General features: G+C 41.8%; 13 protein-coding genes and 1 riboswitch. Of the genes, 11 read left to right on the top strand and 2 right to left on the bottom strand.

Annotated features, from left to right (window positions below; genetic code table 11):
- Window positions 1-73: 73 nt before the first annotated feature.
- From QNH43_RS25730 to QNH43_RS25700, 7 genes are all read left to right on the top strand, one after another.
- A complete protein-coding gene (locus QNH43_RS25730) occupies window positions 74-583 on the top strand; it encodes a type 1 glutamine amidotransferase domain-containing protein (protein WP_283916210.1) in 510 nt (169 codons plus the stop codon).
- Window positions 584-758: 175 nt separating this feature from the next.
- Complete coding sequence (fba, locus tag QNH43_RS25725; protein ID WP_283916209.1) at window positions 759-1,619, top strand: class II fructose-1,6-bisphosphate aldolase; 861 nt, start codon at window positions 759-761, stop codon at window positions 1,617-1,619.
- Window positions 1,620-1,851: 232 nt separating this feature from the next.
- On the top strand, window positions 1,852-2,388 hold the full coding sequence (locus QNH43_RS25720; RefSeq protein WP_283916208.1) for a YhcN/YlaJ family sporulation lipoprotein: 537 nt from the start codon (window positions 1,852-1,854) through the stop codon (window positions 2,386-2,388).
- 159 nt (window positions 2,389-2,547) lie between these two features.
- Entirely contained in the window at window positions 2,548-4,059 is a 1,512-nt protein-coding gene (locus tag QNH43_RS25715; protein ID WP_283916207.1) for a spore germination protein, read from the top strand.
- Window positions 4,060-4,082: 23 nt separating this feature from the next.
- Window positions 4,083-5,183 carry a GerAB/ArcD/ProY family transporter gene (locus tag QNH43_RS25710; protein WP_283916206.1) on the top strand — a complete coding sequence of 367 codons (1,101 nt, stop codon included), beginning with the start codon at window positions 4,083-4,085 and terminating at the stop codon, window positions 5,181-5,183.
- Window positions 5,180-6,262, top strand: a complete 1,083-nt coding sequence (locus QNH43_RS25705) for a Ger(x)C family spore germination protein (RefSeq protein WP_283916205.1) — start codon at window positions 5,180-5,182, stop codon at window positions 6,260-6,262. Before QNH43_RS25710 ends, QNH43_RS25705 begins: the two co-directional genes overlap by 4 nt.
- Window positions 6,263-6,344: 82 nt before the next feature.
- The gene (locus QNH43_RS25700; RefSeq protein ID WP_283916204.1) at window positions 6,345-8,024 is read left to right on the top strand and encodes a glycoside hydrolase family 13 protein; all 1,680 of its coding nucleotides are present in this window, start codon (window positions 6,345-6,347) and stop codon (window positions 8,022-8,024) included.
- 38 nt (window positions 8,025-8,062) lie between these two features.
- Here the strand turns inward: QNH43_RS25700 and QNH43_RS25695 are convergent, their stop codons facing one another.
- Together QNH43_RS25695 and QNH43_RS25690 are read right to left on the bottom strand one after the other, a co-directional pair.
- Window positions 8,063-9,514, bottom strand: coding sequence for an amino acid permease (locus tag QNH43_RS25695; protein WP_283916203.1), 1,452 nt, complete (start codon window positions 9,512-9,514; stop codon window positions 8,063-8,065).
- A 95-nt stretch (window positions 9,515-9,609) separates the two neighbouring features.
- Window positions 9,610-9,794: riboswitch (Lysine riboswitch) on the bottom strand.
- 256 nt (window positions 9,795-10,050) lie between these two features.
- A complete protein-coding gene (locus QNH43_RS25690; RefSeq protein WP_283916202.1) occupies window positions 10,051-11,013 on the bottom strand; it encodes a LacI family DNA-binding transcriptional regulator in 963 nt (320 codons plus the stop codon).
- 622 nt (window positions 11,014-11,635) lie between these two features.
- Between QNH43_RS25690 and QNH43_RS25685 the strand changes: the two genes are divergently transcribed.
- Genes QNH43_RS25685 through QNH43_RS25670 form a run of 4 tightly spaced genes read left to right on the top strand, consistent with a single transcriptional unit; the run spans window position 11,636 to window position 15,139 of the window.
- Window positions 11,636-12,559 (top strand): metal ABC transporter solute-binding protein, Zn/Mn family, encoded by a 924-nt coding sequence (locus QNH43_RS25685; RefSeq protein ID WP_076368190.1) that lies wholly within the window; start codon window positions 11,636-11,638, stop codon window positions 12,557-12,559.
- Between the two features lie 12 nt (window positions 12,560-12,571).
- The gene (locus tag QNH43_RS25680; protein WP_076368189.1) at window positions 12,572-13,327 is read left to right on the top strand and encodes a metal ABC transporter ATP-binding protein; all 756 of its coding nucleotides are present in this window, start codon (window positions 12,572-12,574) and stop codon (window positions 13,325-13,327) included.
- 7 nt (window positions 13,328-13,334) lie between these two features.
- Complete coding sequence (locus QNH43_RS25675) at window positions 13,335-14,261, top strand: metal ABC transporter permease (protein WP_076368188.1); 927 nt, start codon at window positions 13,335-13,337, stop codon at window positions 14,259-14,261.
- Window positions 14,258-15,139: a metal ABC transporter permease gene (locus QNH43_RS25670; RefSeq protein ID WP_283916201.1), complete on the top strand. Its 882-nt coding sequence runs from the start codon at window positions 14,258-14,260 to the stop codon at window positions 15,137-15,139. The genes QNH43_RS25675 and QNH43_RS25670 overlap by 4 nt, the downstream gene beginning before the upstream one ends.
- Window positions 15,140-15,246: the final 107 nt, after the last annotated feature.

Raw genomic sequence — 15,246 nt, 5'->3', positions numbered from 1 at the left:
ATAAAGCTTCTACTAATATATATAGGGTAGAGGCTTTCTTTTCTGAAAACTTTATCTCTTGGAGGTTATAAAAATGGCAAAAGTAGCTTTTCTACTAGCAACGGATTTCGAGGATTCCGAAATGAAAAACCCTTATGAAGAAATTAAGAAAGCGGGTCATGAAACTGTAATTATCGGTAATGCAAGAGGTGTTGTATGTAAAGGGAAGAAAAATACAGTCTCTTATCAAACTGAATTAGCAGCTGGTGAAGCTGACGCAAATGACTTTGATGCTGTTATAATACCTGGTGGCAGTGCACCAGAAGAATTAATAGTTAATCAGGATACAGTTGATTTCGTTAAGGGTCTGCATAACAAATCGAAAGTGATAGCTGGAATCTGTCACGGCCCACAAGTCATGATAAGTGCGGATATCCTGAACGGTAAAGAAATTACATGTTATAAAGGTATTCGTGATGACGTAATAAATAGTGGAGCAAAATACCTTGATGAAGAAGTTGTCGTAAGTCAAAACATAATTACTTCAAGGACTCCGAATGATGAGCCAGCTTTTATTAGAGAAATTTTAGCTAAGTTAAATTAAAAATGAATAGAAACAAGGTATCGTAGTAGAATGGAGTTTTTTTGATATTTATTTCCATGATATTAAGTCTGGTTATTAGTTGTTCTGCATGTTATGTCAAATAAAAATACATTGATGCTAAAGTTTATTCATATGAACCTCTAAAAGCAAACATTCACTTAATCGAGGTGGAAAAATGGAATTAGTTACAGTGAAAGAAATGCTAATCAAGGCTTTAAAGGAAGGTTATGCAGTAGGACATTTCGACATACATAACCTTGAATGGGCACAAGCTGTTTTAGGAGCTGCTGAAGAAGAAAAATCACCCGTCATTCTTGGGGTAACGGAAGGAGCAGTTCGTTATTTAGGTGGTTGTTCCGTAGCTGTAGCGATGGTAAAAGCACTTATGAATGAAATGAATATAACTGTTCCAGTAGCACTCCACTTGGACCACGGTTCTAGTGTAGAAAATTGTAAAGCTGCCATTGATGCTGGGTTTACTTCGGTTATGATAGACGCATCCCGTTTACCATTTGCAGAAAATGTGAAGTTAACCGAGCAGGTAGTTGAATACGCTCATGAACGTGGAGTATCGGTTGAAGCTGAGGTAGGAAGTATAGGTGGGAAAGAAGATGATGTAGTCTCAGAAGGTTCTATCTATGCAAATCCAAAGGATTGTGAGATGTTAGTTAAACTCACTGGTATTGACCTTTTAGCTCCAGCACTCGGATCTGTTCATGGCCTTTACAAAGGAGAACCCAAACTAGGTTTTAAAGAAATGAAAGAGATTAGTCAAACAATTGGTATACCCTTAGTTTTACACGGTGCTTCAGGCCTTCCTACTGAACAAATAAAAAAATCTATTTCGTTAGGAACTGCAAAAATTAATGTGAATGCAGATAATCATTTTGCGTTTACAAAAACTGTTAGAGACATATTAAATCAAGATTCTGAAGTTTACGATGCAAGCAAATATGTAAGTCTTGGTCGTGAAGCGGTGAAAGAAATGGTTATTGGTAAAATACGCTTATTTGGTTCTTCGGGTAAAGCTTTGTAAAGAGAGTGCCACTGTCACCACCCGAATAATAATCTTGTCTTACAATAATGTTTCATAGAGCTTTGTTTAGGGAAAAGAAAAACAGCCTGAGCAATTAGCCTAAGGATACTATGCGGTTGGTATTAGTCGGTTTAATTTTGGTGGGGATTATCGGATTGAAGATCACTTCTTCTGAATAATCCATCCTCTCCTCGTAAATAGTAATGTTAAACGATTTTAGAGGAGTGAAGAAATGAATTATAAAGCGATAGTATCAAGTGCGATGATGGCTTTAGTGATTACAGGTTGTTCCCCTAATGATAAAGATGATGCCAGTGAAAATCTTGGCCTGAATCGTACCAATCAAGATAATTTAGATAATCCGATGAATGTGAGCGACACAAGGCAAAATGTTAATGATAACAATAACAATAATGATAACGGTAATGGCATAAACGATATGAGGGTCTCCGAGGATATCTCAAACCGGGTCGAAGCCTTGAAGGAAGTAAGTAACGCAAGTGTCATCGTTACTGAAAATAATGCCTATGTAGGGGCAGTATTGAAAGACGGCGGGGATAAGGATATCTCGAATGACCTTAAAGAAAGGGTTGCTGATGCAGTGAGGGGGGCCGATCCATCGGTAGACCAAGTTTATGTGTCGACAAACCCGGACTTCGTTCAAAGAATTAAAGGGTATGCGAATGATATCGAGAATGGAAAACCCGTTGCAGGATTCGCTGAAGAGTTCCGTGAACTAGTAACACGCATTTTTCCAAGTCCAAGGTAATTGGTATTCATTAAAGAATTAAGACGAAGAGGCTTATCCGGTGGATTCCGGATAGGTCTTTTCCCATTTTAAAGATATCGGTGGATCATGACTAACTTTAAATAGGGTGGTTACAATAATCGAATGAACTAAAAACTTTAAGAAGGAAATGGGGGTGGGATGGTGAGGTTTTTTAAGGGCAGGAGGGAAATGGATGCAGCATCCTTTCAGGTTACTTCCAAGGATTTTCAGGGACTCTTTAAAAAGTTTAAAGCATCCAACGATTTTCTTACCTTCCAATTCCCGAATGATGATGGCTACACTATTTCCTACTTCAATTCACTGGTTAGTGTACAACAGCTTCATGAACAAGTATTGGCTGTCATATCGGATCAACCAAAGAAGGATCTTAAGCAACTAAAAGGCGATATTCCGATGGAAGATATGAAATTGACGGCTGATCTAAAAGACATTCAAAGGTTGGTTTTGGCAGGATCAATCATGATTCAATACAAGCAAGATGATGAAATGTGTTTGCTGATTCCATGTGTTCATAATGTGAAAAGGCAAATTTCCACACCCGAGTCGGAGTATACGGTCGTCGGGTCCAAGGAGGCCTTTGTTGAATCGCTTGATTCGAATTTGAATCTGATCCGTAACCGGTTGCCCACTCCTGAATTGCAGTCAAAGGAATTCCGGGTCGGCAGCATCTCGCAAACAAGGTTAGCGGTACTCTACATAGATGGGGTAGTAAATCAACAGATCGTTAATACAGTCATGCAGAGAATAGATGATATAGAATATGATACGATCGTCGATATTTCGTTTGTAAGCCAGATGATCACGGATAATCGAAATTCGATGTTTCCGCAACTGATTGATACGGAGCGGCCTGATCATCTGGCCAGTGTATTATCGGAAGGGAAAATAGGGATCATGCTGGATGGTTCTCCACATGCATTAGTTGGTCCAAATACCATCATTTCGTTCTTTTCGTCATTTGAAGATTATTTTCAAATTTGGAATCTTGGCACCTCATTCCGTTTGATTCGGCTTTTCGCAGTGCTGTTTTCCGTTTTATCTTCACCGCTGTATGTTGCCGTTTTAACCTATCATTATCAAGTGATTCCAACGGATTTGCTGCCAATCTTAATTTCATCCAGGGGAGTGATCCCCTTTCCGCCGATCTTGGAAGCCATCTTGCTGGAAGGGACGATTGAATTGCTGAGGGAAGCAGCGGTCAGGCTGCCTGCTAAGGTTGGTTCCACCATTGGTATTGTTGGCGGTATAGTCATCGGTACAGCCGCTGTGGAAGCCGGATTTGTCAGTAATGTCTTACTGATGCTCGTCGCTTTGGCTGCCTTGGCTTCATTTACGGTGCCGATTTACCAAATCAGTAATACCATCCGCCTTATCCGCTTCCCTTTTCTAATTGCAGCCCAGTTATACGGCCTGTTTGGAATAGCTTTATGCAGTGCATTCATTTTAAGTCATTTATTGAAATTGACTTCGCTTGGCAGTCCATATTTAGACCCGCTTTACCCGTTAAGAATTCATGACTTTAAAGATAGTCTCATTCGCCTCCCTTTTTCAAAGCAGAAAAAACGTCCGCAATTTCTGCGGACGGAAAATCCACTAAGGATAAGGAAGGAGGCGGAAGAGCGAAACTCCCATAGTGATATTGATGAATAAGGTGTAGAAAGCGGTGAGAAGGTATGGAAGTCAAACCGAATGAAACTAAACTAATATCTCCATTTTTTGTTTTTTTCCTCATGCCCGGCATGCAGATTGGGGTAGGGATATTGGGGTTTGAACGGGTCATAGCGAAAGAGGCTGGTCAAGACGCATGGTTATCTGTCCTCATATCAGGGATGATCATAAATGTTCTGCTTTGGATGTGTTTCAAGCTTTTAGGCAGGGGTCCCCAAACACTTGATATAGTCGCCATCCACAAGGATTTGTTCGGTAAATGGGTCGGAAATGCTTTGAATATTTTATTCATCCTCTACTTCATAATGATCTCCATCATTCTTATCAGGACTTATTTAGAAGTCATTCAGGTTTGGATGTTCCCTGGTGTTAATATCCTGATGCTAATAACCATCATTCTTATTCTCGTGTATAGTTTTGTGGAGGGAGGGTTCAGGGTCATCACCGGTTTTTGCATAATCGGGCTTATTATCGGGTCGCCATTATTCCTTTTGAATTATTTCCCATTGAAGTACTCCCACTTTGAAAATTTGGGTCCTTTTCTTGATCATTCCTTTTTGGAAATCATGAATGCCTGTAAGAAAATGACCCTGAATTACCTTGGTTTTGAATTACTCCTCATTTATTACCCTTTCATTAAAAACCGTGAAAAATCACAAAAGTGGGCCCACTTAGGGGTGGTTTTTACTATGGTGATATATTTAGTATCCATCATTGTTTCATTAGCCTACTATCATCAAGATCAACTGAAAGATGTAATATGGGCAACTTTGACGTTATGGAAAATTGTAGATCTTCCATTCATTGAAAGGTTCGAATACATAGGGATTTCCGTTTGGCTGTTTATGGTGCTGCCGAATGTTTGCATAGGGGTTTGGGCAGCGAGCAGGACAGCAAAAAGAGTATTTGGACTAAGGCAGAAAAAGATGCTGGTCTTGATTCTGTTAATCATTTTAGTTTCCTGCATTTTATTGGATAACCGCTATAGAATCGATAAGTTTAACACGATCAGTTCGGAAATTGGTTTTTATATCGTTTATTTGTATCTTCCTCTCTTATTCATATGGCAGTCGATTGTCTATAAAGTCAGGGGGCATAAATCATGAAAATCCGACTTCTTTTTATAACATTGGCAGGTTTCTTGATGACGGCTTGCGGCGTGGAAAAACAAATATTAGAAGATATTTTAATTGCTGAAGTCGTGGGTTATGATGATGCCGAAGATAAAAAAGTCAAAGGTACGGTCGTTGTCAGCGTTCCTCAGCCTGGTGAGGAAGCAAATCTAGGTAAAGAAGTATATGAAGCGGTCTCCCATGATATAAAGGCAGCCCGCCAGCAGGAAAATGCAAAAACACCATTCCCGATTGTCGGTGGGAGACTGACGGTCATTCTCTATGGTGAAGAATTGGCAAGCAAGGGGTTGAATGATTATGTCGATACATATAGGCGGGACCCAATGGTGGGAAGGGATTTGTATTTAGCGGTCGTTCATGGCAAAGCGGAGGATGTAGTTAAAATGGAGCCGAAGTTGATTAAAACTCCAGGGGTTCAAGTGAAAGAGCTGATCGAACAGAATATCAGGACTAATTTGCCTGATGCGGATCTCCACAGGTATTTATATGCGTGTCATGGTAAAGGAATCGACCCGGTCTTGCCCTTATTGGAAACGGCAGGGGACCAAATACGGATAAAAGGGATCGCCTTGTTTAAAAAGGACCGTTATATTGGTAAATATATTCCTTATGAGGAAGGGCTTTTATTTAAAGTCCTTACTGAAAACTTTAAGATGGGGAGTTATGAAATTAAATGGAAGGAAAATGACTTTACAGATATCAATAACGTGGAGTCACGTGTCGATTATCATATTTCGAATGCAAACCATGACCCCAAGGTCAGGATTGAAGTGAAATTAAAAGCGAGTCTGCTGGAGGTCCAAGGCTATGACTTGGGCAAAGCGGTCGACCTGAATAAAATAGAGGCCAGGGCCGAGCATGTCATTGGGAAAAAATTAAATGAGATGGTAACCATGTTTCAGGAGAACAATATCGATCCGATTGCAATCGGTGATCACGCTAAAAGTAAAACAAGAAACTTTGATCAGACACATTGGGAGAAGGCATATCCCTATATTCCAATCGAGGTGGATCTGGATATTGAAATGATTCAAACGGGAATAGCTGAATAAAAGTAGAATATTCTGAAGTTTCCCTCTTTATAATAGGGGTATTGGTGTAATTATATCAATGCGGCTAAAGAGGGGGAAAGGCATGGACAAAGCATGGTGGAAAGAGGCAGTTGTGTATCAAGTGTATCCAAGGAGTTTTATGGATAGTGATGGAGATGGGATAGGGGATATAAACGGGATTTTGATGAAGCTCGATTATTTACAAGAGCTGGGTGTGAATGTGATATGGCTATCCCCTGTTTATCAATCTCCCAATGATGACAATGGATACGATATCAGTGATTATAAATCAATCATGACTGAATTCGGAACCATGGCTGATTTCGATAGGTTATTGAAGGCGGTTCATGAACGTGGAATGAAGATCATGATGGACCTGGTGGTCAACCATTCTTCTGATGAACATCCGTGGTTCAAGGAATCCCGATCCTCTAAAGATAATCCGAAACGTGATTATTATATTTGGAAACCTGGCAGGAATGGAAAAGAACCAAATAATTGGGAGTCCATTTTTAAAGGTTCAGCATGGGAATATGATGAAGGAACGGATGAATATTATTTACATTTATTCAGCAGGAAACAACCGGATTTAAACTGGGAGAATCCTAAGCTCCGTGAAGAAATCTACAGCATCATGACTTGGTGGCTGGATAAAGGTGTCGATGGCTTCCGGATGGATGTCATCAACTTCCTTTCAAAAGATCAAAGCTACTCAGATGGAACCGTTCATCATGAGAAACAGTATGGCGATGGAAGCCCCTTTTTCCTGAATGGCCCGCGCATACATGAGTTTTTGCAGGAAATCAATCAACGGGCACTTTCTGGACATGACGTGATCACGGTTGGGGAGATGCCAGGCGTCACACCGGAGGAGGCGCAATTGTTCACAGGTAAAGATCGTGGTGAGCTACATATGGTCTTTCAATTCGAACATATGGATTTGGGGAGCGGACCAGCAGGGAAATGGAGTAATGATAAGTGGAAGCTTACCGATTTAAAGCGAATTCTTTCCAAGTGGCAGACTGGTTTGGAGGGGGATGGCTGGAACAGTTTATACTGGAACAACCATGATCAGCCCCGGATTGTCTCAAGGTTTGGTAATGATGGAAAGTATCGTATTGAAAGCGCAAAGATGCTTGCAGCTTGCCTTCATATGCTTCAAGGGACACCCTATATATATCAAGGGGAAGAACTGGGCATGACCAATGTGGCATTTGAAAGCATCGATGATTACCGGGATATCGAAACATTGAATTCATATGAAGAACTCGTCAAAACGCAAGGCTGGTCAAAAGAGAGGATGATGTCAGCCATCCACGCCCGCAGTAGGGATAATGCGAGGACACCGATTCAGTGGAATGACTCCCGGAACGCAGGATTCACCAAAGGGACTCCTTGGATTAAGGTTAATCCCAATTTTCCCGAGATTAATGCAGAAAATGCCTATAATGATCCGAATTCCATTTTTCATTTTTATAAAAAGCTTATCCAATTACGCAAGAAACATGAAGTCGTCGTTTATGGAAGTTTTGAACTGCTATGTCCGGATGATGAACGAATATTTGCCTACACGAGATCGTTTGAAGAAGAAAAGCTGTTGGTGCTATGCAACTTTAAAGAAGAGCAGGCATCCTATACTTTGCCTGAAGAGCTGCATGCATATTCAGCCACAAGGCTGATCGGCAATTATGATCAGGAGGAAGAAGGAATCTCCAGCAAACCGCTGCGTCCATATGAATGCCGTGTTTATCATTTGAAATGAAAAAAGGACCTGTTCTCCTTAGAACAGGTCCTTTGCTATTATTTTGATTTAAGGTCACATTTCTCGAGGGGAATGATTTTCGTTTTATGCTTGATTTTATATCCGAACCATAGGACGAAAAATAAAATTAAGCCAATGTACGAAACAAACATTGAATTCCAGTCAATCCCATCGCTGCTGAAAGCTTGATAGCCTTGTCCGATAATAATGATAATGCATAGGACAAGTGCGAATATAGGCCCGAATGGGAAGCCTTTTGCACGGAATGGTAAATCATTGATATCAAGACCTTGTGCAGCGTAGGCTTTGCGGAACCGATAATGGGCAATCGCAATCCCGACCCAGGTGACGAATCCTGCCATCCCTGAAGCATTCAATAACCAGATATAAACGACGCCATCACCGAAAAATGAAGCTAAGAATGCAACGCAGCCAACTAATGAAGTCACGATAAGTGCATTCACAGGTACGCCTCTTTTATCTAACTTGCCTAGGAATTTCGGTGCTTTCCCGTCACGTGCCAAGTCCCATAGCATACGGGTTGAAGCGTACATGCCAGAGTTACCTGCAGAGAGTACGGATGATAAAATGATCGCGTTCATGATGGATGCAGCAAATGCAAGGCCGGCACGTTCAAATACAAGCGTGAATGGACTTACGGCAACATCTTGACTCAATAAACGTGAATCCGTAAACGGAATGATCATTCCAATAACGAAAATTGCAAGGATATAGAACAAGAGGATGCGCCAGAAAACGGATCTGATCGCTTTAGGGATATTTTTTTCTGGATCTTCACTTTCACCAGCAGTCACTCCAAGCAATTCCGTTCCTTGGAATGAAAAGCCGGCAGCCATGAATACGCCAAGAATCGTGAAGAACCCTCCGTTAAAGGGACCTTCGCCCATTGTGAAATTGGAAAAACCAATTGGGTCATTCCCACCCATGATTCCGAGAATGATCAGAACACCCGTAATCAAGAAAATGACGACTGTCACGACTTTGATCATGGCAAACCAGAATTCCGTTTCCCCGAAACCTTTAACTGACATGTAATTGATAAGAAACATAGTGATTAACGCAATGGCACTCCAGATAAATGAAGGGCTATCCGGGAACCAGAACTTCATAATTAAGACAACGGCTGCCAATTCGGCGGCAATGGTGATTGCCCAGTTATACCAGTAGTTCCAGCCAATCGCAAAACCGAAAGACGGATCGACGAATTTGGATGCATAGACACGGAACGAACCGGCCACTGGCATGAACGCTGCCATTTCTGCAAGACTTGTCATTAAGTAATATACCATGATGCCGATGACCGCGTATGCCACCAAGGCACCGCCGGGACCGGCTGAATGAATGGCACCGCCACTTGCTAAAAATAAACCTGTTCCAATCGTTCCACCTAATGAAATCATCATTAAATGACGCGCTTTCAGGCTCCTTTTCAGTTCAGTAGGGCTTGATGCTGATTGTGAATTTGACAATTGATGTTACACTCCTTTTTATTGGAAGGGAACGAAAAATAAAAAACAGCAGTCGAAAAAGATCGACGGCTGTTTATAATAAACCCGTTTATCCTTCCGAAGATAGCTCCCCACGCTTTTTGAAAAAACGTGACAGTGGTGTTCCTGTTCGGTAACACCGCCAGCAAGAATATACATGGAATATACCCTAACTTCGGCAACTTATCCTTTCAAACGGAGTCTTTAATTTTCCAGAATCTCGTCCGTTTTACTTTTATAAGCTGCAGCCTCTAACTCATCGGTAAATGAGGAAGTATTCAATTTTCTGAAATCGTTGGCGTCAGCTTGTAGGTGACGTCGGACGATTGTACTCATGAAATTCATGCAATCGCAAATAGATTGCTAGTAATTGAGTAAACTTTACTATATCAAAATTATAAAATAACTTCTGGGATATCGCAATGATTATTTTATGTGGTTATTTTTTCCTAGTTAATGAATGTTGGCAGTAAGGAAGAAATCGAATGATGATATACCAAAATAAAGCATGGAGATAACTATACGGTCTTCCTTTTTATAAGGGCGTAGTCCAGTTTTACATGTTTGACCTCTTCAGGATTCTCAAATAGGTCCACTGCCATTTTCCCAATCCATTCCAGCGGTAAGGAAATGGTCGTGATGTCGAGCATTTCGCTCAGGCTATCATTATTGAAACCGAGAATGGCCACATCTTCCGGGACCCTAATACCCGATTTCTTGGCGGTAAGAATGAAGCCTGCCGCCGTGTCATCATTCGTGATGATGATGGCTTCAGGTTTATCTATCATCGAATTCCATTCCTGAAACAATTGTTCACCGTCTTTGATGTGATAACTGCCTTCAAACAGCCATTCTTTATTGTTTATCAGTTGATGTTTACCCATGATATCGTTAAAGGCCTTTGTACGGTGGGAACTATTTCTGCTCTTTTTACGGCCGAGGCTGTATCCGATTTTCTTATATCCTTTAGCAATCACGTACTCAAGGGCACAGGAGAAAGCTGCATAATGATCAATGCTGATGGATGAGAATTCAGCCTGGGCTGTATCTTCACATAAAATAATCGGTCCGTATTTTTGATAATCCAAAAGGATTTTCATTTCCGAAATCCTTGAACAAACGATAATGCCATCGAGCTGCTTCATTTGCAGCATATTAAAAGCCTGGATTTCTTTCTCTCTGTCATAATTTGTTTGAAAGATGACGATATGGCAGCCAATTGCATTTGCCTGTTTAGTGATTCCGTTAACGATTGCCCCGTAATATGGGTGATTGTTGAAGGGGATGATGACACCGATAAGATTCGTTTTACCTTTTGAAAGATGAATGGCGTTTATGTTTCTCGTATAATTCAAACGATCGATGGCTTCTAAGACGCTCTTTCTTTTATCGGGGCTTACATATGGATGATCATTCAATACCCGGGACACTGTTGAGACGGATACACCGGCAGATTGAGCTATTTCTTTAATATTTGTCATGGTATCACCGTTTTTTCTTTTTTTATATTGTACAGTATGAAACCCATTTCAGGGCAAGAGAACAGTGTGGGGCTGCTGAAGATTTCTTCAAATAAGGTCTTGTTCTGGTATTGGTTTCATCCTTTAAGATTGTTTTAAGTCTTAGAGGAGGAGGAGATCATGATGTTCCAAACTTTAATCACCCTTTTTGTGCTTTGCGGAATCGAATTGGGATTTGCGTACTTGGCAATTTCCTTGGAAAAATGAGTGGCAATGCATATGGAATGCGTGAAATCCGCGTTTACTCGTGAAATTACACCGTCCCGAAATAGCCCCATAGTTTATATTCACCATTAAACCTCCACAATATAATATAACTTCAGCGATAGTTTCATGTACGGAATGACTGACTGTCAGGAAGCTCCCTAGTGGACCTTCCTGACAGTTTTTGCTGTGTGTAAAAATCATTGTCCTTTTTGAAATGTTTGAAAAAATGGTTGCACTTTTTTTATATATTTGTGTATAGTATAAAATAAGTTGTGTATGGGAAACTTTTTAGCATTTACGACAATGTAAAAAAATTTACACTTAATTTTGCATAAGGGAAACTATTTTAGAAAGATGAAAAAGGGAGGGAATATGGATGGGTTTTCTGAAATCTATTGGGGGCGTGCTTGCTGCATTGCTGATGTTAACGGGGTGCGGCAATGATACGGCCGAAAGTGATAAAGGCAATGGCAAGCTGAATGTCGTTACAACAACGGGAATGATTGGAGATTTGGTTGAGAATATCGGCGGTAAACAAGTCGAGGTCACCAGTTTAATGGGTCCGGGGGTCGACCCCCATCTATATAAAGCGACACAGGGTGATGTTAAGACACTGGATTCGGCTGATATGATTTTTTATAACGGTGTGCATCTTGAAGGGAAAATGACGGATATATTTGAAATGATGAGCAAGGATAAACCGACGATTCCCGTAACGGAGGACTTCAATGAGAACCAACTTCGCAAAGTGAGTGCAACGGAACATGATCCCCACGTATGGTTTGATGTAAAGCTTTGGATCGTTGCGGCGGAGGCTGTTAAGAAAGAATTGATTGCCAATGATCCGGACCATGAAGCGGAGTTTCGTGCAAATTATGAAGAGTACGTTCTGCAATTGGAGGAACTTGATAAATATGTTCAAGATGAAATTAATAAAATACCAAAAGATCAACGGGTGCTCGTTACAGCGCATGATGCTTTTGGGTACTACGGTCAGTCATACGGCCTTGACGTAAGAGGGCTCCAAGGGATCAATACATTATCGGAATATGGATCAAAAGATGTGACGGATATGCGGAATTATCTTGTGGAGAACAAAATTAAAGCGATTTTCATTGAGTCAAGTGTACCAAGGAAGGCCATCGAGGCTGTCATTCAAGGAGCAGGTAAGCAGGGTCATAAGGTGGAAATCGGCGGTGAATTGTTCTCGGATGCCATGGGTGAAAAGGGGACGGAAGAAGGAACGTATATCGGAATGGTCCGTCATAATACCGACACCATCGTCCGTGCTTTGAAATAAGGGGGAGAAACTATGAATCTAGCAGCTTTGAAGGTCGAAAATTTAACGATTGCTTATCATAAGAAGCCGGTTGTCGAAGATGTCTCATTTGAGGTGCCGGAAGGGAATTTAATCGGTATCATTGGCCCCAATGGAGCAGGGAAGTCCACATTGATAAAGGGGATACTCGAATTGATCCCCAAGATATCGGGGCAAATCACAATAAAGGGTTCCACTTATAAATCGATGAGGAAGAGTATCGGCTATGTACCACAACGGGAGTCAGTGGATTGGGATTTTCCGACCAACGCACTCGATGTCGTGATGATGGGCAGATATGGTCATCTCGGATGGCTGAAGCGACCAGGTAAGTCCGAAAGGCAGAAGGGGATGGAGTGCCTGGAAAAGGTGGGGATGGCTGAATATGCTAACCGCCAGATCAGCCAGCTATCAGGTGGACAGCAGCAACGGATATTCCTTGCACGTGCATTGGCACAGGAAGCGGACATTTATTTTATGGATGAACCGTTCGTAGGGGTGGATGCCGCAACAGAGAAAGCGATCATACAATTGCTGATGGAATTGAAGGAAAAAGGCAAAACCGTTCTGGTTGTGCACCATGATCTCTCGACCGTGAAGGAATATTTCGACTGGACGATGTTATTGAATAAAAAGGTGATGAAAATAGGTCCGACGGAAGAAGTGTTCATTCCCGAACACTTACAGGCAACATATGGAGGCCGCCTAGCGATACTATCAGACACGAAGTCCGGCCTTTTATTAAAATGAGGTGTACATGATGAATATACTGGATATTATTACTGATCCAAATACAAGGTGGATATTGCTTGGCACGATGTTCCTCGGATTAAGCAGCGGGGTCATCGGCAGCTTTGCCTACCTCAGAAAGCAGTCTTTGCTTGGCGACACGCTCGCACATGCAGCGTTACCCGGTATCTGTGTCGCCTTCATTTTAACTGGAGTGAAATCCACTTCCTACTTTCTAATAGGTGCGGCCCTTGCGGGCTTAGTGGCTGTCTTCTTGATCAGTGTGCTTACGAGATACAGTAAGATCAAGCAGGATGCGGCATTGGGAATTGTCTTATCTTCCTTCTTTGGCTTCGGGATTGTCATGCTTACACAGATTCAGCAGAGTGAGTATGGAAACCAGAGCGGATTGGATACCTTTTTATTCGGGCAGACGGCATCAATGGTCATGTCCGATGTATATATGATGATGACGGTTTCCTTTATTCTCATTTTCACTTGTACCGTATTTTTTAAAGAATTCAAATTACTGTCCTTTGACCCCGGGTTTGCTAAGGGGATGGGATTGCCGGTTGTTTTTCTGGATTATTTCATCATGATGCTGATCGTGGCAGCTGTGGTGATCGGCATCCAGGCTGTAGGCGTCGTATTGATGGCATCTTTACTGATCACGCCTGCAGTTTCTGCGAGGTATTGGACCGAACGGCTGCATATCATGGTCATCCTGTCTGGTATATTCGGAATGTTGAGCGGTGTGTCTGGAACGTTGATCAGTACATCGGTCAATGATTTGCCTACAGGACCGTTAATTGTCTTATCCGCGACGGTATGGTTTTTCTTTTCCATGCTTTTTGCACCTAAACGCGGAGTGCTTTCATCTATATGGAGAAGGGTATCGACGAAAAAGAAATATTCTCTCGAACAGAATAGAAGGAAAGGGAGCCACTCATCATGAATGATTTTTGGATTATTTTAGTCGGAGCATTGGTGGCGGGTGCTTGCAGTGTATTAGGATGCTTTTTGATAGTCAGGAGAATGACGTTGATTGGGGATGCCATCAGTCATTCCGTTTTGCCGGGAATCGTATTGGCATTTTTGATAACCGGGACCCGTGACTCTGTTCCAATGCTGATAGGGGCAGCTGCGCTCGGCTTGCTCACCGTATTCTTGATCCAGCTTTTCCAATCGTCGGGCGTTCAATCTGACGCGGCGATCGGGATTGTATTCACTTCCCTTTTTGCAACGGGAATCGTACTCGTGAGCTTGTATACGCAACAAATAGATTTTGACCTGGAACATGTCCTTTATGGCGAAATAGCCTATACTCCCTGGAACACGATGACAATCGCGGGAATCGAGGTCGGACCAAAAGCTGTTTGGATTGTCGGCAGTTGCTTTATCCTGAACCTCATACTGATCTTCCTTTTCTTCAAACAGTTTAAACTCGTGTCATTTGATCCATCACTTGCGGCTGCAATGGGAATTCCTGTACTGTTCTTCCATTACTTATTGATGAGCCTCATTTCACTGACAACTGTAGCTTCTTTTGATAGTGTTGGTTCCATTTTAGTAGTTGGAATGCTCATCATACCTGCGGCAACAGCCTATCTGCTGTCAGACCGTTTAAGCCGCATGATATTGGTCAGTATCGGGGTCGGGGTGCTAAGTTCCATCATCGGCTACTATTCAGCCACCATTTTGGATGCTTCGATATCAGGTTGCATGGTGGGATCGGCCGCCATATTATTCGGATTGGCCTTTCTCTTTTCCCCAAGCCATGGCTTGGTCAGCAGATTGCTGAAACGGAGAAAATCAAAGGAATCACACGCATAGCTCTCCCTGCATACAGGCTTCATGGAAATAACTCCATGAAGCCTGTAAACAATTCTTCGATATAGTTGTGATTTTATTTGTTTAAAGTATAATGAATAAGTGTATTT

This window comes from Peribacillus simplex, from assembly GCF_030123325.1.
Classification (GTDB): Bacteria; Bacillota; Bacilli; order Bacillales; family DSM-1321; genus Peribacillus; species Peribacillus simplex_D.
This window is presented reverse-complemented; position numbering and strand designations above follow the sequence as displayed.